General features: G+C 73.8%; 19 protein-coding genes and 1 tRNA gene. 11 read left to right on the top strand and 9 right to left on the bottom strand.

The window, feature by feature from the left end:
* The first annotated feature begins 59 nt into the window (after window positions 1-59).
* The gene (locus IE207_RS29590) at window positions 60-1,304 is read left to right on the top strand and encodes a M14 family zinc carboxypeptidase (protein WP_229874136.1); all 1,245 of its coding nucleotides are present in this window, start codon (window positions 60-62) and stop codon (window positions 1,302-1,304) included.
* On the opposite strand, the gene IE207_RS29585 is transcribed toward IE207_RS29590, so the two are convergent.
* Window positions 1,294-1,773 (bottom strand): GNAT family N-acetyltransferase, encoded by a 480-nt coding sequence (locus IE207_RS29585; protein WP_190187396.1) that lies wholly within the window; start codon window positions 1,771-1,773, stop codon window positions 1,294-1,296. The genes IE207_RS29590 and IE207_RS29585 overlap by 11 nt on opposite strands.
* A 43-nt stretch (window positions 1,774-1,816) precedes the next feature.
* The gene (locus IE207_RS29580) at window positions 1,817-2,380 is read right to left on the bottom strand and encodes an FHA domain-containing protein (RefSeq protein WP_190187395.1); all 564 of its coding nucleotides are present in this window, start codon (window positions 2,378-2,380) and stop codon (window positions 1,817-1,819) included.
* A 117-nt stretch (window positions 2,381-2,497) separates the two neighbouring features.
* Between IE207_RS29580 and treZ the strand changes: the two genes are divergently transcribed.
* Window positions 2,498-4,249 carry a malto-oligosyltrehalose trehalohydrolase gene (gene treZ, locus IE207_RS29575; RefSeq protein ID WP_190187394.1) on the top strand — a complete coding sequence of 584 codons (1,752 nt, stop codon included), beginning with the start codon at window positions 2,498-2,500 and terminating at the stop codon, window positions 4,247-4,249.
* A 4-nt stretch (window positions 4,250-4,253) separates the two neighbouring features.
* Here the strand turns inward: treZ and IE207_RS29570 are convergent, their stop codons facing one another.
* Window positions 4,254-5,099: a LysR family transcriptional regulator gene (locus IE207_RS29570; protein ID WP_190187393.1), complete on the bottom strand. Its 846-nt coding sequence runs from the start codon at window positions 5,097-5,099 to the stop codon at window positions 4,254-4,256.
* Between the two features lie 75 nt (window positions 5,100-5,174).
* Between IE207_RS29570 and IE207_RS29565 the strand changes: the two genes are divergently transcribed.
* Together IE207_RS29565 and IE207_RS29560 are read left to right on the top strand one after the other, a co-directional pair.
* Window positions 5,175-6,005 (top strand): CTP synthase C-terminal region-related (seleno)protein, encoded by an 831-nt coding sequence (locus tag IE207_RS29565; protein ID WP_190187392.1) that lies wholly within the window; start codon window positions 5,175-5,177, stop codon window positions 6,003-6,005.
* Window positions 6,006-6,078: 73 nt separating this feature from the next.
* Window positions 6,079-6,151: transfer RNA gene (locus IE207_RS29560), tRNA-His, on the top strand.
* Window positions 6,152-6,241: 90 nt separating this feature from the next.
* Here IE207_RS29560 and IE207_RS29555 read toward each other — a convergent pair.
* The 5 genes from IE207_RS29555 to IE207_RS29535 all read right to left on the bottom strand — a co-directional run bounded on the left by IE207_RS29555 (window position 6,242) and on the right by IE207_RS29535 (window position 12,364).
* A complete protein-coding gene (locus IE207_RS29555; RefSeq protein WP_190187391.1) occupies window positions 6,242-8,302 on the bottom strand; it encodes a phosphocholine-specific phospholipase C in 2,061 nt (686 codons plus the stop codon).
* Between the two features lie 792 nt (window positions 8,303-9,094).
* The gene (msrB, locus tag IE207_RS29550) at window positions 9,095-9,502 is read right to left on the bottom strand and encodes a peptide-methionine (R)-S-oxide reductase MsrB (RefSeq protein ID WP_190187390.1); all 408 of its coding nucleotides are present in this window, start codon (window positions 9,500-9,502) and stop codon (window positions 9,095-9,097) included.
* A 15-nt stretch (window positions 9,503-9,517) separates the two neighbouring features.
* A complete protein-coding gene (murC, locus tag IE207_RS29545; RefSeq protein WP_190187389.1) occupies window positions 9,518-10,927 on the bottom strand; it encodes a UDP-N-acetylmuramate--L-alanine ligase in 1,410 nt (469 codons plus the stop codon).
* A 46-nt stretch (window positions 10,928-10,973) separates the two neighbouring features.
* Entirely contained in the window at window positions 10,974-11,441 is a 468-nt protein-coding gene (locus IE207_RS29540) for an indole-3-glycerol phosphate synthase (RefSeq protein WP_190187388.1), read from the bottom strand.
* Between the two features lie 149 nt (window positions 11,442-11,590).
* A complete protein-coding gene (locus tag IE207_RS29535; protein ID WP_190187387.1) occupies window positions 11,591-12,364 on the bottom strand; it encodes a pyrimidine reductase family protein in 774 nt (257 codons plus the stop codon).
* Between the two features lie 84 nt (window positions 12,365-12,448).
* Here IE207_RS29535 and zapE point away from each other — a divergent pair, with 84 nt between their 5' ends.
* From zapE to IE207_RS29515, 4 genes are all read left to right on the top strand, one after another.
* Window positions 12,449-13,507, top strand: a complete 1,059-nt coding sequence (zapE, locus tag IE207_RS29530) for a cell division protein ZapE (protein ID WP_373304790.1) — start codon at window positions 12,449-12,451, stop codon at window positions 13,505-13,507.
* An 88-nt stretch (window positions 13,508-13,595) separates the two neighbouring features.
* A complete protein-coding gene (locus IE207_RS29525; protein ID WP_190187385.1) occupies window positions 13,596-14,021 on the top strand; it encodes an OsmC family protein in 426 nt (141 codons plus the stop codon).
* Window positions 14,022-14,240: 219 nt separating this feature from the next.
* Window positions 14,241-15,125, top strand: a complete 885-nt coding sequence (locus IE207_RS29520; protein ID WP_190187384.1) for a PPK2 family polyphosphate kinase — start codon at window positions 14,241-14,243, stop codon at window positions 15,123-15,125.
* Between the two features lie 18 nt (window positions 15,126-15,143).
* The gene (locus tag IE207_RS29515) at window positions 15,144-16,037 is read left to right on the top strand and encodes a polysaccharide deacetylase family protein (RefSeq protein ID WP_190187383.1); all 894 of its coding nucleotides are present in this window, start codon (window positions 15,144-15,146) and stop codon (window positions 16,035-16,037) included.
* A gap of 35 nt (window positions 16,038-16,072) precedes the next feature.
* Here the strand turns inward: IE207_RS29515 and IE207_RS29510 are convergent, their stop codons facing one another.
* Window positions 16,073-16,747 (bottom strand): AIM24 family protein, encoded by a 675-nt coding sequence (locus tag IE207_RS29510; RefSeq protein WP_190187382.1) that lies wholly within the window; start codon window positions 16,745-16,747, stop codon window positions 16,073-16,075.
* Window positions 16,748-16,818: 71 nt separating this feature from the next.
* On the opposite strand from IE207_RS29510, the gene IE207_RS29505 reads away from it, so the two are divergent.
* The 3 genes from IE207_RS29505 to IE207_RS29495 all read left to right on the top strand — a co-directional run bounded on the left by IE207_RS29505 (window position 16,819) and on the right by IE207_RS29495 (window position 20,156).
* Window positions 16,819-17,592 (top strand): aminoacyl-tRNA hydrolase, encoded by a 774-nt coding sequence (locus tag IE207_RS29505; RefSeq protein WP_190187381.1) that lies wholly within the window; start codon window positions 16,819-16,821, stop codon window positions 17,590-17,592.
* A gap of 135 nt (window positions 17,593-17,727) precedes the next feature.
* Entirely contained in the window at window positions 17,728-19,092 is a 1,365-nt protein-coding gene (locus IE207_RS29500) for an MbnB/TglH/ChrH family RiPP precursor modification enzyme (protein WP_190187380.1), read from the top strand.
* Window positions 19,089-20,156 carry a TIGR04222 domain-containing membrane protein gene (locus IE207_RS29495; protein ID WP_190187379.1) on the top strand — a complete coding sequence of 356 codons (1,068 nt, stop codon included), beginning with the start codon at window positions 19,089-19,091 and terminating at the stop codon, window positions 20,154-20,156. The genes IE207_RS29500 and IE207_RS29495 overlap by 4 nt, the downstream gene beginning before the upstream one ends.
* The last annotated feature ends 32 nt before the right edge of the window (window positions 20,157-20,188 follow it).

The following is a 20,188-nucleotide window of genomic DNA, read 5'->3' as shown; positions in this document are numbered from 1 at the left end:
CGGAGCAGTACGGGGCGTGCGCGGCGGGCATGGCATGAGGTGTGACCTTCCCTCGAGACATGCGCTACCCCACTCCGCACCAACTCGCCCTGGCCGCACGCGCCCTGGCGGACGAGCACCCCGCCCGGGCCCGGGTGCGCCGGGCCGGCCTCTCCCGGGGCGGGGAACCTCTCTGGGTGCTGTCCCTCGACGCCGCGCGGCCGGGCGAGAACGTACTGGTCGTCGCCGGGGCGCACGCCAACGAGCCCGTCGGCGGGGCGACCGCGCTCGCCCTGGCCCGCCGCATCATCGGCGAGCCGGCAGCCGCGAACGGCTGCGGCTGGCACTTCCTGCTGTGCGCCGACCCGGACGGCGCGGCCCTGCACCGCACGCCCCGCCCGTACTCCCTCCTGGACTACCACCGGGCCTTCTTCCGGCCCCCCGGGCCCGAACAGCCCGAGTGGGCGCCGTCCTTGCTGCCCCCGGACCGGCTGCCGCCCGAGACCGTGGCCCTGACCGCTCTGATCGACGAACTGCGGCCCGTGCTCCAGGTCTCCCTGCACGCCACCGACCTCGGCGGCTCCTGGGTGCAGCTCACCCAGGACATCCCCGGTCTCGCGGAGCCGTTCGCCAAGTCGGCCGCCGAGCTGCGCATCCCGGTCGAGACGGGGGCCTCGGACGCCACCGGCTGGCCCTCCCCCGGGCCGGGGATCTTCGTCATGCCGGAGCCGCCGGCCGGGCCCGTCGGGACCTTCCACCCCGAGGACGCCCGGCTCAGCACCTGGTACCACGCCCACCGCTACGCCGGCACCACCGCGATCGTCGAAGTCCCCATGTGGGCCTCCGACACGGTGGACGACCCGGCCCCGCACCCCGACCCCCGGGGCGCCCTGCGGATGCTCGCCGGCCGGCTCACCGCCGACGCCGCCCGGGTGGCCGCCGTACGGGAGCGGACACCCGACGGTGCGATGCCGGGCGGCCTCGCGCCGCTGCTGCGGGCGGTCGACTGGACGCTGGCGCTGATCCCGCCGATCGTCGCCGAGTGGACGGGCCCGGGGGCCCCGGCCGAGGCCACGGCGGCCCACATCGGCAGCATCGACGCCTTCGGGCGGCGGCTGTCGCTGCGCGCCGCCGCGATGCTGCTGCGGGTGCTGCGGGCGCAGGGGGATCCGGCCGCGGCCGGACTGGACCGGCTCGTCACCGGCTGGTGCGAGGAGTTCGCGGCGCGGTTCCGGGCCCGCTGGGTGCCGGTGGCCACGCAGGTCGAGCACCAGTCCCGGACGGTACTCGCGGCGTGCGAGCGGCTGACCGCGGTCAGCCGGTAGCGGGCGGCGGCACCGGGAGGGAGTAGCGCCGCTTGGGACGGCCGGTGGCTCCGAGCCGGTCGTAGAAGCGGATCGCGCCCTCGTTCCAGTCGGGGGTCTGCCACTCCATGTGCCCGAAGCCCCGTTCCCGTGCCAGGCCGGCCACGCCGTCCATCAGGGCGGCGCCGAGCCCGTGCCCGCGCGCCCCCTCGGCGAGGTAGAGGCAGTCCAGGTGCAAGTAGTCGCGGCCGTCCCAGAACGAGAACTCCGCGGAGCAGGCCGCGTACCCGACGACCTCGCCCTGCGGCGTCTGGGCGAGCAGCACCCACACCCGCGCCCCCTGCCCGAACAGCACGCCCCGAAGCCGCGCCTCCAGCCCCGGCTCCCGCGGGTGCGACTTCTCGTACGCGACGTGCTCGTGGACCAGTTCGACGATGCGCGGCAGGTCCTCGACCCGCGCCGCCCGCACCGGGCTCTCGTATTCGCTCATGCCCCCATCCTGCGCCGCGGCCGAGCGGCGGGCGCAGGCGGGCTCAGCCCGCCGACAGGCGGAACATCATGCGGCCGAAGCCGATCTGGTCGCCGTCGCGCACCACGGCGGAGCCGGTCACGCGCCGTCCGTTGACGGTGGTGCCGTTGGTCGAGCCGAGGTCGGTGAGCACCCACAAACCGTCGCGCAGGGCGAGTTCGGCGTGCGCCCTGGAGACGGTCTCGTGGCTGAGCCGCAGACCGTTGCCCGGGTCCCGGCCGATCCGCAGGGGCGCCGCGCTCGGGTGCGGCAGCAGCAGCGCGGGCAGCTTCTCCACGCGCCAGGCGCGGCGGACGCCGACGCTGACGGCCGAGACACGGCCCACCCAGCCGAACAGCCGGTGCGTCCACGGGCTTTCGGCCTCCTCCCGCGTACGGAGGTCGGCGGTCAGGGCCGCGAGTTCCTCGGAGCGGCGGGCGACCAGCGCGAGTTCCATGCGACGCAGGAACGTGTCATGGGACAGCCGGCCCAGGGCAGCTCCCTCCCGGAGCTCCCCCAGCACTCGGTCGCGCTGCGCGTCGGAGACCCGCGGCGCGGGATAGGCGGGGAACTCGAAACTGGACGTCACAGGGTGATTGTCGGCCCGTCGTGGGCAAAGTGTCCAGAACTCCCCGGCCGCTGACGGGATGATGGGCCCGAGTGAGGGCGACAGGGCCAGGTACCGCCGGAGACGAGGGGACCGTCCGTGCAGTTCGAGGTGTGGGCACCGCAGACAGGTCGGGTCGCCATGCGACTGAACGACACCGCCTACGAGATGACCCGCGACCCGGCGCCCGACCGCGCCGGCTGGTGGGTCGTGGAGGCCCCGGCCGCCGACGGCGACCGGTACGGGTTCCTGCTGGACGACGGTCCGCGGCCCCTGCCCGACCCCCGCGGCCGCCGTCTCCCGGACGGGCCCGACGGCCTGTCTGCGGTGGTGGACTTCACACCGCTGCACCCGGACACCCCGTCGCCGCGGATCCCGCTCCAGGACGCCGTCCTCTACGAGCTGCACATCGGCACCTTCACCCCCGAGGGCACCTTCGACGCCGCCGCCGGCCGCCTCGCGCACCTCACCTCGCTCGGCGTCACGCACGTCGAGCTGATGCCGGTCTGCCCGTTCCCCGGCCGGCACGGCTGGGGCTACGACGGTGTCGCGCCCTGGGCGGTGCACGAGCCGTACGGGGGCCCGGCGGGACTGGCGCGGTTCGTCGACGCGGCGCACGCGGCCGGGCTCGGCGTGGTGCTCGACGTGGTCCACAACCACCTGGGCCCCTCCGGGAACCACCTCCCCGCCTTCGGCCCGTACTTCACCGACACCCACCGCACTCCCTGGGGCGCGGCGGTCAACCTGGACGCGCCCGGCTCCGACGAGGTCCGCGCGTACTTCATCGGCAGCGCCCTGGCCTGGCTGCGGGACTACCGGATCGACGGGCTGCGGCTGGACGCCGTACACGCCCTGGCCGACGGGCGGGCGCTGACCTTCCTGGAGGAGCTGGCGGCGGCCGTGGACGGGCTCGCGGCGGAGACGGCCCGGCCGCTGTTCCTGATCGCCGAGTCCGACCAGTGCGACCCGCGCACCACCACTCCCCGGGCAGCCGGCGGCCTCGGCCTGCACGCCCAGTGGAACGACGACTTCCACCACGCCCTGCACTGTGCGCTGACCGGCGAGTCGCAGGGCTACTACGCCGACTTCGCGGTGGCCCCGCTGGCAGCCCTCGCCAAGACCCTGACCCGGGCCTTCTTCCACGACGGCACCTGGTCCTCGTTCCGGGGCCGCACCCACGGCCGTCCCGTCGACCGCCGCCGGACGCCCGCGCACCGCTTCGTCGGCTACGCGCAGACCCACGACCAGATCGGCAACCGGGCACTGGGCGACCGGCTCTCCTCCTCGCTGTCCCCGGGGCTGCTCGCCTGTGCGGCGACGCTCGCGGTGACCGGGCCGTTCGTGCCGATGCTGTTCATGGGCGAGGAGTGGGGCGCGGACACGCCGTGGCAGTACTTCACCGACCACCCCGATCCGGAGCTCGCGGAGGCCGTACGGACCGGCCGGCGCCGGGAGTTCGCCGCGCACGGCTGGAAGGAGGAGAAGATCCCCGACCCACAGGACCCGGCCACCCGGGACCGGTCCTGCCTGGACTGGAGCCAGCCGGAGCAGCCCGCGCACGCCCGTCTGCTGGAGTGGTACCGCACCCTCGTGGAGCTGCGCCGCAACCACCCGGACCTGCGCGACCCGGACCTCGCCGCGGTCCGGGTCGCCCACGACGAGGAGCGGCGCTGGCTGACCTTCCGCCGGGGCGAGGTCCGGGTGGCGGTGAACCTCTCCCCCGAGCCGGTGACGATCGCGCTGGGCCGCAACGGCGTACGGGTGCTGGCCGCCTGGGAACCCCTCGAACAGCCCGGCGGCGACGGGCGGATCCACCTGCCGGGCGAGTCGGCGGTGGTCCTGGGTCCCTGAGCCGCTACGACGGCCCTCCCGTGAGCCGCGCGGCGACGGCGAGGGCCGCTCCGGTGGGGGCGCCCGGCGCGAGGAGTTCCGTACGGTGCACCAGGCGCGGCGACACGAGCGGTACGGCGACCCCCGCGGGGGCGGCCCGCGCCACCGGCAGCGGCAGCAGGGCCAGGCCGTGGCCGGCGGCGGCGAGGGCGCACAGGGCGTGCAGGTCGGTGCCGTCGTAGTGCAGGGCCGGGGCGGTGCGTACGGCGGGCGCGAGCCCGATCCCGGGGGCGTCGAGCCAGCGCGCGTCGGCCAGGTCGTCCAGCCGGACGGCGGCCCGCCCGGCGAGCGGATGCCCGGCCGGGATCAGCACGGCGAGCTCCTCCTCCCCGATGCCGGTGACGCGCAGCGGGGCCACGTCGGGCAGCCGCAGCGGATCGCTGGGCGCGGCGAGGCCGTCGACGAGCCCGAGGTCGCATTCCCCGGCGGCGACCACGGCCGGCACCTGCGCCGGGGGCAGCACCCGCAGGGTGACCCCGGTGGCGGGGAGGGCGGACAGCAGCCGGGGGCCGACGGCGAGCGGGGACGTGGCGACCGTGACCCGCCCCGGCGGCGCGGCGGCCAGCCGCAGCACGTCGGCGCGGGCGGCTTCGAGGCGCAGCAGGAGCGGCCCGGCGTGTTCGAGGAGCCGCTCACCGGCGGGCGTCGGCGCCACGGGCCGCCGGGTCAGCAGCTCGGTCCGCAGGTCGGACTCCAGGGCGGCGATGTGCTGGGAGACGGCGGACTGGGTGTAGCCCAGCTCCCGAGCGGCGGCGGAGAAGGAGGCCAGGCGGGCGACGGCGACGAACGTGCGGAGCAGGTGCGGATCCATGCCATCAGGATCACTTATCGATCATGCAGGAACAATCGTTGGTGCTGAACGGACTCCCGCCCGCAGGATGAACCCATGAACACCGCAGCACGGCCCACCGCCCGCATCGCCCTCGTCGGCGACCGCTCACCGCACGTGAAGTCCCACACCCGGATCCCGCTCCTCCTCGACGCCCTCGCCTCCCGTGACGGGCTGGTCCTCGACGCCTACTGGATCCCGACCGCCGACGCCGGGGCCGAGGCCGCCTCGGGCGCGCTGGCCCGGTTCGACGCGGTGTGGGTGCTGCCCGGCAGCCCGTACGCCAGCGAGGCGGGGGTGCTGGCGGCGGTCCGGGTGGCGCGCGAGGAGCGGATCCCCTTCCTCGGCACCTGTGGCGGCTTCCAGCACGCGCTGCTGGAATACGCCCGCAACGTGTGCGGGATCACCGGCGCCGCGCACGCCGAGAACGACCCGGGGGCGGAGGACCCGGTGATCGCGCCGCTCGCCTGCTCGCTCGTCGGCCACGAGGGCCACGTACGGGCCGAGCCGGGTTCGCTGGCCGAGTCGGTGCTCGGCGCCGAGCGGAGCCTGGAGCGCTACCACTGCGACTACGGTCCGGCGCACCGGCACCTGCCCGCGCTGGAGGCCGGCGGGCTGCGGCTGTCGGGGCACGACGAGGACGGGCAGGTCCGGATGGCGGAGCTGCCGGGGCACCCCTTCTTCCTCGCCAGCCTGTTCCAGCCGGAGCTCGCCGGTGACGGTACGAAGCCGCACCCGATCGTGAAGGCCCTCGCGGCGGCGGCCGTGGCGCACGCCCGGGCGCGGGCCGCCGGGGCGCGGGCCGCCGGGGCGCGGGCCGCCGGGGCGCGGGCCGCCGGGGCGCGGGCCGCCGGGGCGCGGGCCGCCGGGGCGCGGGCCGCCCGATAACCGTCGCAGGACCACCCGTCTGATCAGCTATGCTGTGCGTGCACGTCGAACGGGTGGTCCGCCACCCTTCGTGGTGGGTGTAGCTCAGTTGGTAGAGCACCTGGTTGTGGTCCAGGTGGCCGCGGGTTCAAGTCCCGTCACTCACCCTGTTGACCCTGTGGGGGTACGAGGTTCTCCTCGTACCCCCACAGGCGTTTCCCGGCCCCGCGCGGCGGGCGCGGGGCCGGAGCGACCCGTCAGACGGTGCTGATCGCGGGGTCGGAGACGCCGGGGGCGCCCGTCTCCACGTGGCCCGCGAAGCGGCGCAGGAAGGTGGCGTCGGCGTCCGAGACGACCTTGACGTCGTACCAGCGGCCCGTCGCGGCCAGGTCCGCCGTGTACGAGGCCGTGCCGGCCGCCGCCACCCGCAGGGTCTGGGACGCGCCGTTGTAGGCGTTGGTCACCGTGAGGTTGACGGCGGTCGTACCCGAGTTGGTGAAGGTCAGCTTGAGGTTGCCGGTGGCCGCGTCGTGGCGGGCCGTCACCTCCGGGCCGGCCTTCTTCGCCGGGCCCTTCCAGGTGCGCAGGAACCCGTTCGGCCCCCAGACGCTGAGGTTGACCTGGTAGCCGGTGGAGCTGCTGGTGCTCCAGGTGTCCGACAGGGTCTTGCCCGCCTCGACGGTGTAGGGCCACGGGCCGTCGGTGCGGTTGCCGGAGGTGCTGTGGAAGTGGGCGCCCAGGGCGGGGCCGGAGGAGAACGTCAGGGTGAACTTGCCTGTGGACACGGTCGCCTTGCCGTCCACGTACGGGGCGTAGCCCAGCGCGCGCGTCGGCTTGGCGCCGCCCTCCTGCTTGGGCAGGGAGCCGGTCGCCGGGGGGACCGGGTGGTAGGAGGGGTGCGCGTTGTGGTCCGCCGGGACGTATCCGGCGGTGGAGGGCAGCGGCGCCGGGGAGGCGTCCGCCTTGGTGAAGTCGAACGCCGAGGTCAGGTCACCGCACACGGCGCGGCGCCACGGCGAGATGTTGGGCTCCTGAACCCCGAAGCGCTTCTCCATGAAACGGATCACCGAGGTGTGGTCGAAGGTCTCGGAGCAGACGTAGCCGCCCTTGCTCCACGGGGACACGACGATCATCGGGACGCGCGGGCCGAGGCCGTAGGGGCCGGCCGCGTAGCCGCCGCCCCCGGCGTACAGGTCCTTCGAGACGTCCGCCGTGGAAAGGCCCCAGGCCGAGGAGGCCGGCGGGTACGGCGGGACGACGTGGTCGAAGAACCCGTCGTTCTCGTCGTAGGTGATGAAGAACGCCGTCTTCGCCCATACCGCCGGGTTCGCGGTCAGCGCGTCCAGGACCTGCGAGATGTACCAGGCGCCGAAGTTGACGGGCCAGTTCGGGTGCTCGCTGAACGCCTCCGGGGCGGCGATCCAGGAGACCTGGGGCAGCGTGCCGGCGACGACGTCCGCGCGGAGCTTGTCGAAGTAGCCCTCGCCGGCCTTGGCGTTGGTGCCCGTACGGGCCTTCTCGTACAGGGCGTCGCCGGGCTGGGCGCCCCGGTAGCTGTTGAAGTACAGCAGGGAGTTGTCACCGTAGTTGCCGCGGAAGGCGTCGCTGATCCAGCCCCAGGAGCCGGCCGCGTTCAGGCCGTCGCCGATGTCCTGGTAGATCTTCCAGGAGACCCCGGCCGCCTCCAGCCGCTCGGGGTACGTCTTCCAACCGTAGCCCGCCTCCTGGTTGCCGAGGACCGGGCCGCCGCCGACGCCGTCGTTGCCCGTGTAACCCGACCACATGTAGTAGCGGTTGGGGTCGGTGGCGCCGATGAAGGAGCAGTGGTAGGCGTCGCAGACGGTGAAGGCGTCGGCGAGGGCGTAGTGGAACGGGATGTCGTTCCGCGTCATGTACGCCATCGTCGTCGCGGTCTTGGCCGGGACCCACTTGTCGTACTTGCCGTTGTTGTAGGCCTGGTGGCCGCCCGCCCAGTCGTGGTTGAGGCCTTCGACGAACTGCATGCCCAGGTCGGCGACCTGCGGGTTGAAGGGCAGCACGTCCTTGGTCCCGTTGGACTGGTAGAAGACGGACTTGCCGTTGTCCTGGAGGACGGGCCGCGGGTCGCCGAAGCCGCGTACGCCCTTCATCGTGCCGAAGTACTGGTCGAAGGAACGGTTCTCCTGCATGAGGACGACGATGTGCTCGATGTCCTGGATGGTTCCGGTGCTGCCCTGTGCCGGAATGGCGGCGGCCCGAGCGATGCTCTCGTTCAGCATGGCGGCGGCGGCCGTGCCGCCCGCGATCTGCAGGAACCTGCGACGGTTGAGTTCAGCCACGGTGGAGACCTCTGGGGGTGTGGAGGGGGGCGAGGGGCGCCCCAAGGACAGCGGCCCCGGGGGACCGGACGGAGATCCTTGTCTGACCTTGTGCCGTACAGCTGGCGAACGAAAGGGCCCGGCCGACCTCTCCGCGCCCCGCCGGTGGAACGGTACGACGCCCCGCCCGCGCACAACAGACGTCGTACGCGGGGCACTTGACCCGAGGCCGATCGGACCCGCCCCCTCCCGGCGGGCGACCGGGCCCGCGGCAGCCAGGCGCCGGGAGCGGGCCGGGGTGGTGCGGACGGGCGCCGCCGTCCCGGCCCGCGAGGAACCGGCACCTGCCGGGCACGTCCCTGACGGTGCGCAGTGGCGGCGGGCGGCGGGGCCGCGGCGGTTCGGGGCGATGGGGGACGCCGCCCCTCCCGGCGACGGCTGGGCCCGTGGCGGCACGCGTCGGCGGTGTGCGGCCGGAAGGACGTGCGAGCGCCGCTGCCGGTGCGGCGCACGGGCCGGTGGGTGGCGGGGGGCTCGGCCCGCCGTGCGGGTTCCGGATCCCGCACCGGTCGGGACGCCGCACGTCGTGGCGGTCCGGGACCGGCGGGGCCATTCTTCGGTGGGCCCGGGCACGCGAGCGCCGGTGCGGTGGTGCTGCGCCCGCAGGGCCGTGCCGGGCCGGGCGACGCCCAACCGCCGGGGTGCGGGCGGACCTGCTGCCGGGGCGCACGGGGCCGGCTGCCCCCGGCCGTCCCCGCGAGACCGCGTCCCGCGGGGGCGGCCGCCGGGCGAAGGGCCCGGCGGCCGGCGCGGTCAGCTCTCCGTCGGGGTCAGCCGCAGCGAGATGCTGTTGATGCAGTACCGCTGGTCGGTCGGGGTGGGGTAGCCCTCGCCCTCGAAGACGTGGCCCAGGTGCGAGCCGCACTTCGCGCAGCGGACCTCGGTACGGACCATGCCGTGCGAGGTGTCCGCGATCAGCTCGACCGCGTCGCTGTCCTTCGGGTCGTAGAAGGACGGCCAGCCGCAGTGCGACTCGAACTTCGTGTCGGAACGGAACAGCTCGGAGCCGCACGCCCGACAGGAGTAGACGCCTTCCACCTTGGTGTCCGTGTACTCACCGCGGAAGGCCGGTTCGGTGCCGGCGAGGCGCAGCACCTGGTACTCGGACGGGGTCAGCTCCGCCTGCCACTGCTCGTCCGTCTTCTCGACCTCGTACGCCATGACGTTCCCGCTCCCTCAGTTCGACGGCCGGGCGAGACCGATGCTCTCCAGGATCAGGGGACCCAGATCCGTGACGTCGCCCGCGCCCATGGTGAGAACGAGATCGCCCGGCTTCGCCATTCCCGCGATGACCTCGGCGACGGCGTCCTTGTCGTGCTCGGCGGCGACGTCGGCGCCCGCGGTGCGGGCCGCTTCGATGATGATCTCGCTGGTGACCCCGGGCAGGGGGTCCTCGCGGGCCGGGTAGATGTCGAGGACCACGGAGGCGTCGGCCAGCGCCAGGGCCAGGCCCATCTCCTTCCCGAGTTCCTGCGTGCGGGAGAAGAGGTGGGGCTGGAAGACCACGAGGATGCGGGAGTCGCCCGCGGCGCCGCGGATGGCCTCCAGGTCGGCGGTCATCTCCGTGGGGTGGTGCGCGTAGGAGTCGATGACCTGCACGCCCGCGGCCTCGCCCTTGAGCTGGAGGCGGCGCTTGACGCCGGTGTACTTGCCGAGGGCGGACGCCAGGTTGTGCGCCGGGATGCCGAGAGCGACACCGGCGGCCAGCGCCGCGACCGCGTTGTGCGCGTAGTGGCGGCCGGGCACGGAGACGGTGAAGGTGAGCATCCGCCCGTCCAGGACGACGGTGACCTCGCTGGTCAGCCCGCGCGGGGTGATCTTCGTGATCCGGACGTCGGCGTCGGCCTCCTCGCCGTACGTGACGACCCGCAGCCCCTCCCGGCCGGCGACGCGGGCGGCGATCTCGGCCGCGCCGGCCTGGCCGTGGGCGACGACCAGGGTGCCGCCGGGGACGACCTTCGAAACGAAGGTCTCGAAGGACTCGTAGATCTCCTCCATCGACGCGTAGTTCGCGTGGTGGTCGAGTTCCGCGTTGAGGATGATCGCGACCTGCGGGGCGTACTTGTGGAAGCTGCGGTCGCTTTCGTCCGCCTCGGCCACGAAGATGTCACCCTCGCCGTGGTGGGCGTTGGAGCCCGGGGCGTCCAGGTCGCCGCCGATGGCGTAGGAGGGGTCCAGGCCCAGGGACGACAGGGACACCGCCAGCATCGAGGTGGTGGTGGTCTTGCCGTGCGTGCCGGCGACGGCGATCGGCCGCAGGCCGTCCATCAGGGCGGCGAGGGCGTCGGAGCGGTGCACGACCGGGATGCCGAGTTCGGCGGCGCGGGCCAGCTCGGGGTTGTCGGCGCGGATGGCGCTGGAGACGACCACGCAGGTGGAGTCGTCCGCGAGGTGGCCGGCGGCGTGCCCGACGTGCACCGTGGCGCCGTGGGCGCGCAGCGCCTGGGCGGTCTCGGAGTCACGGGCGTCGCTGCCGGCCACCCGCGCGCCGCGCTGGGCGAGGATCTTCGCGATGCCGGACATGCCGGCTCCGCCGATGCCGATGAAGTGGGGCCGTTCCATGGCGGTCGGCAGGCCGGGCTTCATTCAGGTCGCTCCAGGAATCGATTGCTAGGGGTGAGCCGGGGCCAGCCTATTCGTTGTGGGCGAAGAGCTTGAGCACCGGAACGCCGACCTTGTGCCGCGCGCGGGAGGCCCAGTCGCGGTGGAAGAACTCCTCCACGAAGTGCGGGGCGGTCAGGACGATCACCTCGTCGGCCCCGGTCTCCTCCACGACGGACCTGAGCTTGTCGAGCGGGTGGTCCTCGACGAGCTGTCCGACGGCCTTGGCGCCCTTTCTGCGCAGGGCTTCCAGCGAGTGTTCGAGCGCCTGTGCGGCGGGGCGGCGGGCGGCGGTGCCCTCCGGCTCGTCGCCTTCGTGCAGCGCCTCGGGCAGCTCGCCGAGCGCGACGTCGTCGATGGCGCGCAGCAGCCTGTCCTGGTCCCCCCTCGGTTGCATGAGGACGATGAAGGAGACCTCGTCGTCTCCGTGCAGGGTGGTGACGAAGTCCACGTCCACCGGGGTCAGCGGCTGCTCGATCATCAATACGCTCGTGAACACGGACGCCCTCTCCTTCATGGGCCGAGGCCGGTGGGCCGGCCTCTGCGGAAACCATCCTGCCCCGCTCGCGCGCGGGCTTTGCGGCGGATATCTCTGCCCAGGTATGTGCCCAGCGGAAGCTAAGCGGAACGGCGAATTCCGCCCCTTGTTCAGATTCGACGGTAACGGGTGAAGAGGAACCCGGCCTCCTCCAGCACACCGGCCGCTTCAAGCCGGTGCGGAACCGTGACGGAGGGGCCCCCGCAGATGCGCTGGGCGTCGCCCGCCGTGAGCATCGGGGAGATCGTCAGGCACAGCTCGTCCAGCACGTCCGCGGCCACGAACTGGCCCAGCAGACGGGGGCCGCCCTCGGTGAGCTGGCGGCGCAGACCGCGCGCGGCCAGCTCCCGTACCGCCCGTACGGGGTCCACGGACACCCCGTCGCCCGCGAGCACGACCTCGGCCCCCGCACCGGCGGCCTGCGCCACCCGGTCGGCGGGCGCGGCGGCGCCGGTGACGACCAGCGTCGGCACGAGGGGAGAGGTGAACAGGGGCAGGGAGAAGTCCAGCTCCATACTGGCGGTGATCACCGCGATTGCGGCCGCCGGACCCTGCCCCGAGGCGCTGCGGCGGTCCGCGAAGGCCTCCCGGGCCCGCGCCGGGCGGTAGCCCTCCTGGCGAACCGTTTCCGCGCCGACGACGATCACGTCCGCCAGGGCGCGCAGGGTGCCGAAGATCGCCATGTCGGTCTCGCCGGAGATCGGCTGCGAGCGACCGTCGTGCTGGGCGGCTCCGTCCAGGGTCGAGACCATGTTGGCCCGCAGCCAGTGGCCCTGCGGGCCGAGCGCGGGGTATGCGTAGGCCTCCGCGAGCTCGTCCAGCGACCACGGGCGGTCGTTGTGGTCTGCTGATGTCTGATCGGTCACAGGGAACAGGCGTCGCATCGATGCAGTGTGCCACGGCACGTAGAGTTGAGGGCTGTGTCAACCTCTCTCACGACCTCCGGTCAGGCCTCCGGGCGGCATCCGATAGCCGACGCGGGCCCCCAGGCCCTGTGTGCCCGGGCCCCCCGCGTGCCCGCCGAACGGCTGGTCGCCGAGATGGTGCCGCCGCCGCGTTTCGACTCGGTGCGCTTCGACACCTACGACCCCGACCCCACCCAGCCCAGCCAGCGCGAGGCCGTGACCGTGCTGAGCGCCTTCGCGGCGGGACTCGGCGGGGCGCACGCCAGCGGCGCGGGCAAGCGGCGCTGGTTCTCGAAGAAGCCCACCGCCGCGGCGGCCTCCCCGGGCGGGGTCTACCTCGACGGCGGCTACGGCGTCGGCAAGACGCACCTGCTGGCCTCACTGTGGCACGCGACCCCGGCCGAGCCCGCGCTGAAAGCCTTCGGCACCTTCGTGGAGCTGACGAACCTGGTCGGCGCGCTCGGCTTCCAGCAGACCGTGCAGACCCTCGGCGGGCACCGGCTGCTGTGCATCGACGAATTCGAACTGGACGATCCGGGCGACACCGTGCTGGTGTCCTCGCTGCTGAGCCGGCTCGTGGAGCAGGGCGTGGCGCTGGCCGCGACCTCCAACACCCTGCCCGGCAAGCTCGGCGAGGGCCGCTTCGCCGCGGCGGACTTCCTGCGGGAGATCCAGGGCCTGTCCGCGCACTTCCGGCCCCTGCGGATCGACGGCCAGGACTACCGGCACCGCGGGCTCCCGGAGGCGCCGGCGCCGTTCTCGGACGAGCAGGTGACCAAGGCCGCCTACGCCACTGCGGGCGCGAGCCTCGACGACTTCCCGGGCCTGCTGGAACACCTCGCGAAGGTGCACCCGAGCCGCTACGGAGCGCTGACGGACGGGATATCCGCGGTGTGCCTGACCGATGTCGGCCCGGTCCCGGACCAGTCGACGGCGCTGCGGCTGGTGGTGCTGGCCGACCGGCTGTACGACCGCGAGATACCGGTCCTCGCCTCGGGCGTGCCGTTCGACCGTCTGTTCAGTGAAGAAATGCTCAACGGGGGCTATCGGAAGAAGTACTTCCGCGCCATATCCCGGCTCACCGCCCTGGCACGCGACGCGAAGGGGCTGGTGGCCCAGTAGGTTGGACGGCGCCGGGCCGTCCACGCGTGACCGATCGTCATGCGCGGGGCCGGTCCGGTCGTTTCCCACTTCTGCGAAGGGATCCACCATGGCCACCACGCGTACCGCGCACACCGACTGGGAGGGCAACCTCCTCAAGGGCTCCGGCGTCGTCACCCTCGACTCCTCGGGCCGGGGTTCGTTCGACGTCTCCTGGCCCTCGCGCGCCGAGGCCGCGAACGGCAAGACCAGCCCGGAAGAGCTGATCGCCGCCGCGCACTCCAGCTGCTACTCGATGGCCCTCTCGCACGGCCTCGACGGTGCCGGGACCCCGCCCACCCGGGTGGAGACCAAGGCCGACGTCACGTTCCAGCCGGGTGAGGGCATCACCGGGATCCACCTGACGGTCCGCGCCGAGGTGCCGGGACTGGACGCCGACGCCTTCAAGGCCGCCGCCGAGGACGCGAAGAAGAACTGCCCGGTCAGCCAGGCCCTGACGGGTACGACGATCACCTTGAGCGCCGAGCTGATCTGAGCCGCCGCCTCCCGGAGTGGCCGGACGGCCGGAGCGGCCCGGCCGGCCGGGCCGCTCCGGCCGTTCGCGGTGACGGGACCTCGGAACCGCTGACCCCTGGCACCGCTGACCCTGGAACTCCTCAACCCCGGAACCGCTGATCCGCTGATCCGCCCCACCGTGCGACGTCGCCCCCGATGTCGGATGATCGGACGAGTCGACTGATCGGGGTGGACGGCGATGGCGAAGAAGGACGGCACGCACGGCAAGGACCGAGCCGGGTCCCCGCCCTCCCTGCGCGAGGTGCTGCGCGTACCGCCCGGCCGGGTCGACCTCGCGGCCGTCGACCCGTCCTCGACCCCCGGCGGCCCCTCCCGCAAGGCGGACGCCGTGGCCGACACCGCCGCGAAGACGGCCGGGGCGCTCGCCTCGCTCCAGGAGCGGCTGTACGCGGCGAGCACCGCGGGTGACCGGCGCCGGCTCCTGCTCGTCCTCCAGGGCATGGACACCAGCGGCAAAGGCGGCACCGTCAAGCACGTGATCGGCCTCTTCAACCCCTCGGGCTGCCGCATCCAGGCCTTCAAGGCGCCCACCCCCGAGGAACGCGGCCACCCCTTCCTGTGGCGCGTCGAAAGGGCCCTGCCCCGGCCCGGCGAAATCGGCATCTTCGACCGCTCCCACTACGAGGACGTCCTGATCGCGCGCGTCCGCGAACTGGTTCCCCGCCGCGAGCTGAACGGGCGCTACGACGAGATCAACCGCTTCGAGGAGGCACTCGCCGAGGACGGCGTCACCGTCGTGAAGGTCTTCCTCCACATCTCCTACGAGGAGCAGCGCGCCCGGCTGCTGGCCCGGCTCGACAACCCGTCCAAGCACTGGAAGTTCAACGCGGGCGACATCGAGGAGCGGGCGCTGTGGCCCGCGTACCAGCGCGCCTACGAGCTGGCTCTGGAGCGCTGCTCCACGGACGCCGCGCCCTGGTACGCCGTGCCCGCCGACCGCAAGTGGTACCGCAACTGGGCCGTCGGAAAGCTCCTGCTGGAGCACCTGGAGGACATCGGCCCGCGCTATCCGGGTGCTGATTTCGACGTAGACGAGTGCCGCGCGCGTCTACTTGCCACATAGTCGGATATTTTGCCTGGCGTGACCCTCTCCGTAGCAGTGCGCAAAGCCGCGGCCGCGGCCGTTCTCGGTGCCGCCCTCGCCGGTTGCGGGGGCGGCACCGGCTCCTCGCCGAAGCCCGCCAACGAAGCCCGTCCGGGTTCCCCGCCGGCCCCCGCCCCCGCCTCCCCCTCCGCCGCCCCCTCGGGCTCCCCGCAGGCGGGCGCGCCGGCCCCGGTGCCCGTCCTGCCGCCCGGCCCGAACGGCCTGACACCCGTCTTCGAGCGGGCGAAGCAGCACAGCGACAAGACCGTCGCACTGACCTTCGACGCGGACATGACCTCCGACCAGGGGCCGCGCGCCGCCTCGGGGGAACGTTTCGACAACCCGCAGCTGATCTCCTCCCTGCGCGCCCTCAAGGTGCCCGCCACCATCTTCATGACGGGCCGCTGGGCGGAGGAGTACCCGGACCAGGCGAAGGCCATCGGCAACGACCCGAACTTCGAGATCGCCAACCACTCGTACAGCCACCACGCCTTCAAGTCCCCCTGCTACGGGCTGCCCGCGCTCGACGGCGCCGCCGCCAAGGCCGACGTGGACCGGGCCTTCGCCGCCTTCCGGAAGGCGGGCGCGGTCAACACCGTCCCCTACTTCCGTTTCCCCGGCGGCTGTTACGACGACCAGGCGCTGCGGGCGCTGTCCCCGGCCAAGGTGACGGCCGTGCAGTGGGACGTGGTCAGCGGCGACGCCTTCGCCAAGGACCCCGACGCGGTGGCGGAGCAGGTGCTGGCCGGGGTGAAGCCGGGCTCGGTGGTGGTCATGCACTGCACCCGCAGCGCGGCGCCGGTCACCGAGCAGGCCGTCCGCAACATCGTCCCGGAGCTGCGCAAGCGCGGCTACCGCTTCGTGAAGGTCTCCGACCTGATCGGGAAGTAGCGCCGGACCGCCCTGGAAGGAGCTGCCGCGGGCGTTCAGTGCGCCGCGGGCGCCTCGGTGACCTCGCTGGGGCGGACGATGACGAAGCCCTCGCCGCTCAGCTTGAGCTGTACGGCCTCCCCCGAGCCACCGCGGATCATCGACCCGACCGACTGGGAGCGGTGCAGCCCGGTCTCCAGGGCCGCGCTCCATCCGACCACCGCGTCTGTGTCCACGTAGACGGGCGCCTGCGCGGTGACGGGGATGATGATCGGGTTGCCGTCACAGATCACCGCGAGCTTGCCGGTCCCGGTGAACAGGCTGTTGAACAGGCCGCCGCCGGTCATGCCGGCACCCTTGACCATCTTGATCTCGTAGGACAGCGACGGATCGAAGCACAGGACGTTGCGCCCGTTGATGGTCAGGGCGTCGCCGGGCTCGAACTCGACGATGAAGCAGTTCGCGGCCTGGTGGGCGAACCAGGCCTCACCCTGGCCGCGGACCGACATCAGGGGCAGGCCCTCGCCGGTCACGGCCCGCTTGAGCATGCCGCCTATGCCCTGCCCCTTGCGCTCGAACTGGAGGTTGCCTCGGAAGGCGACCATCGAGCCCTGCCGGGCCAGCATCTCCCCGTTGACGGTGTATTTGACGGACTTCGCGTTCTGGAGGGTCATGCCCGCTACGGCGGACGGCTGGACCAGGTTCTCGGACGCGAAAAGATCACTCTTCATGGGCTCGATCCTCGCCCGGACGCCACCCCTGCGGCATCCTCCTCAAGTCGGAGGCTGGCAGACTGGGCCGGATGAGCACCGAGGACACGCAGGCCCGCCAGGACACCGCCCCCGCACCGGCCGTAGGGGCCGACAGTCCGTTCCGCAAGGAGCACGCCGCCCGCGACGAGGCCCCCCAGTTCGTGCTGCCGCTGGTCGTGCGGATCGAGAAGAGCGCGCCGCCGGCCAGGACCGACGCGCTGGAGACGGCGGCCCGCGCGGTGCTGGTGCTGCTGACGGACGAGCGCTCGCACGGCGAGGGCGAATGGGCCGACGCCGTCCGGGACTGGCAGGACGCCCGGATCCGCAAGGTGGTCCGCCGGGCCCGCGGGGCGGAGTGGCGCAAGGCCGAGACCTTGCCCGGGGTCACGGTCCACGGCGCGGGCCCGTCGGGCGCCGAGTGTGAGGTACGGGTCTTCCCGCCGGTGCCCCTCGACGGCTGGCCCAAGGAGCTGGCCAAGCTCCAGGTGTCGGGCACCGACCTCGACGACCCGGAGCCGGTCGCTCCGGCGGCGCCCGGCGTACCCGTGCTGTGGCTCAACCCCGACCTGGACATGTCCGCCGGCAAGGCGATGGCCCAGGCCGGACACGCGGCGCAGCTGGCGTGGTGGGAGCTGACCGCGGCGGAGCGCGGCGCGTGGCGGGACTCCGGTTTCCGGCTGGCCGTACGGACGGCTCCGCGCGAGCGGTGGGCGCAGCTGAGCGGGAGCGGGCTGCCGGTGGTGCGGGACGCGGGGTTCACGGAGATCGCCCCGGGCTCCTGCACGGTCGTCTCTGACCACCCGGCGCTGCGGGCGCGGCTGTAGGAGGAGTCCCGGCCGTCGGCCCGGCCCCGGCCGGAACCTCAAATGTTGCTCTGAACGTCCCCCACGGCGGGTTGACGCGGCTCCCCCGGGGCCATCACATCGGCCTACGGACCGATGGAAGGGGGGCGGGGGGACATGAAGCCCGTGACACACCTGGGGGTGGGCATCGGCTGGCGGCCGGAGATCGCGGAAGCGGTGGAACGGCTGCCGGGCCTGGACTGGGTCGAGGTGGTGGCGGAGAACATCTGCCCCGGCCATCTGCCGGCCCCGCTGACGCGGCTGCTGGAGCGCGGCGTCCGCGTCGTGCCCCACGGGGTCTCCCTGGGCCTCGGCGGCGCCGACCGCCCGGACGCCGGGAAGCTGGCCGCGCTCGGGGAGCGGGCGTCGGCGCTGGGGGCGCCGCTGGTCACCGAGCACATCGCGTACGTACGCACCTCCTCGCCGGTGCTGGAGGCCGGGCACCTGCTGCCGGTGCCGCGCACCCGCGAGGCGCTGGACGTGCTCTGCGAGAACGTCCGGATCGCGCAGGACGCGCTGCCCGTGCCGCTGGCGCTGGAGAACATCGCCGCACTGTTCCCGTGGCCCGGGGACGAGCTGACGGAGGCGCGGTTCCTGACGGAGCTGGTGGAGCGGACCGGGGTGCGGCTGCTCATCGACGTGGCGAACCTGCACACCAACCGGGTGAACCGGGGCGAGGACCCGGCGGCGGTGCTGGACGCGATCCCCCTGGAGGCGTTGGCGTACGTGCACGTCGCCGGGGGCGTGCAGCGCGGCGGGGTGTGGCACGACACGCACGCGCACCCCGTGCCGGGGGTGGTGCTGGACGTGCTGGCGCAGCTGCGGGCGCGGGTGGAGCCGGCCGGGGTCCTGCTGGAGCGGGACGACGACTTCCCGCCGGAGGGCGAGCTGGAAAACGAACTCCGGGCCATCCGGGGGGTACTGGCCGCCGGTCCCGACGAGCCCGCCCGGAAGGCCCCGCGGGCCACAGCCACAGCGGCCGCGCCGGACGGGAACGAGCCGCCCGGGAACGAGCCGCCCGGGGCCGAGGTGGGCGCGGGCGACGGCGCGGGCGGGAGCGGGGGCGGACTGGACGGTGCCCGGACCCGGCTCGGGCTCCAGCAGGCCGCCCTGCTGTCGGCGCTCGTCGCGGGCACTCCCGTACCGGAGGGCTTCGACCGGCAGCGGATCCGGGTCCAGGCCCGGGCGCTGGCCGCCAAGCGTGCTTCGGTGGTGGCGAAGCTGGCGCCGGAGTTGCCCGCGATCCTGGGCGGCGGGGACGCGTACCGCACCGCGTTCCTCGGCTACGCCCGCGGCCGCCCCATGACCGGCGGGTACCGGCGGGACGCCCTGGACTTCGCCGAGCACCTGCTGATCCGGAACCTCCCGGCCGACCCGGCCGCCCGCCGCCGTCTCACCGCCTGGTGGCGGGAGCGGGCCGGGGCGCGGCCGCCGGGCCGGCTCACGCGCTGGGCGCGGGCGCTCGTGGGGAAGGCGGCGTGAACGCGTTCGCCGTGGCGCTCTGGCTCGCCGTGACGGCCTCGAGCGTGCTGCTCCTGTCCGGCGGGCGCGGCCGGCGCTCGGCGGCGTCCGGCTCGGCGGCGTACCTGCACGACCTGTCCGAGGCCGCGTTCCTGGCGGGCGGGCCGGGGACGGTCGTGGACAGTGCGCTCGTCTCCCTGCTCTGCGACGGCCGGCTGGTGGTCGGCGGACCCGGCATCGTGTACGCCCGGCCCGGGGTGCGGGCCGCCGACGTCGGCGAGCGCGCCGTGCTCCAGGCCCTGCGGCAGGCTCCGTCGGGATGGCTGTACCAGGTGCGGTACGCGGCCATGGTCGACCCGGCCGTGCAGGAGACCGGGGACGCCCTGGCCGATCGCGGGCTGATCACGGTGCCGGGGTCGGGGCGCGGGCGGCGTCGCTGGGGGCGGGCCCAGGCGGTGGTGTGCGCGCTGATGGTGCCGGTGTCCGTGGTGCTCACCTTCGTGGTGTGGGCGCCGGAGCACGGGTTCCAAGTGCCTTTCGTGTTCAAGGTGTTGCCCGTTCTCCTGGTCGGGATCGGGTGCGGCGTCACCGGCGCCCGACGGGCCCGGCGGCGGATCACGCCGGCTGGGCGGGAGGCGCTCGACGCGATGCGGGCCCGGTACGCGGGCGACCGGAGCCCGCGCGTCCAGACGGCTCTGTTCGGGCTGCGCGGTCTGCGGGACCCGTACCTGCGCCAGCAGCTGGTGCCGGCCGCCCGCGGGAGCCGCCTGGCCGCGGCGCAGTCGGGTGCGCGGCGGGCCGGCGACTCCGGCTCGTCCGATTCGGCCGCCCCGTTCGCGCCGCTGGTGTGGTGCGCGGCGGCCGATGGCGGGGGCGCGGGCTCCTCGTGCGGGAGCGCCGGTTCCGGCTGCGGCTCCTCCGGTTCCAGCTGCTCCACGGGCTCCGGCTGCTCCGGCTCCTCGGGCTCCGGCTGCTCGTCCTCCTCGGGTTCCAGCTGCTCGTCCTCCTCGGGTTCCAGCTGCTCGTCCTCCTCCGGTTCCAGCTGCTCGTCCTCCTCCGGCTCCAGTTGCTCCAGCAGTTCCTGACCACCCGTCAGGTCGGGCGCGGTACGTCAAAA

Source organism: Streptomyces cirratus, from assembly GCF_014650775.1.
In the GTDB taxonomy this organism is placed as follows: domain Bacteria; phylum Actinomycetota; class Actinomycetes; order Streptomycetales; family Streptomycetaceae; genus Streptomyces; species Streptomyces cirratus.
Note: the sequence above shows the minus strand (reverse complement) of the source record. Positions and strands in the feature narration are given on the sequence as shown.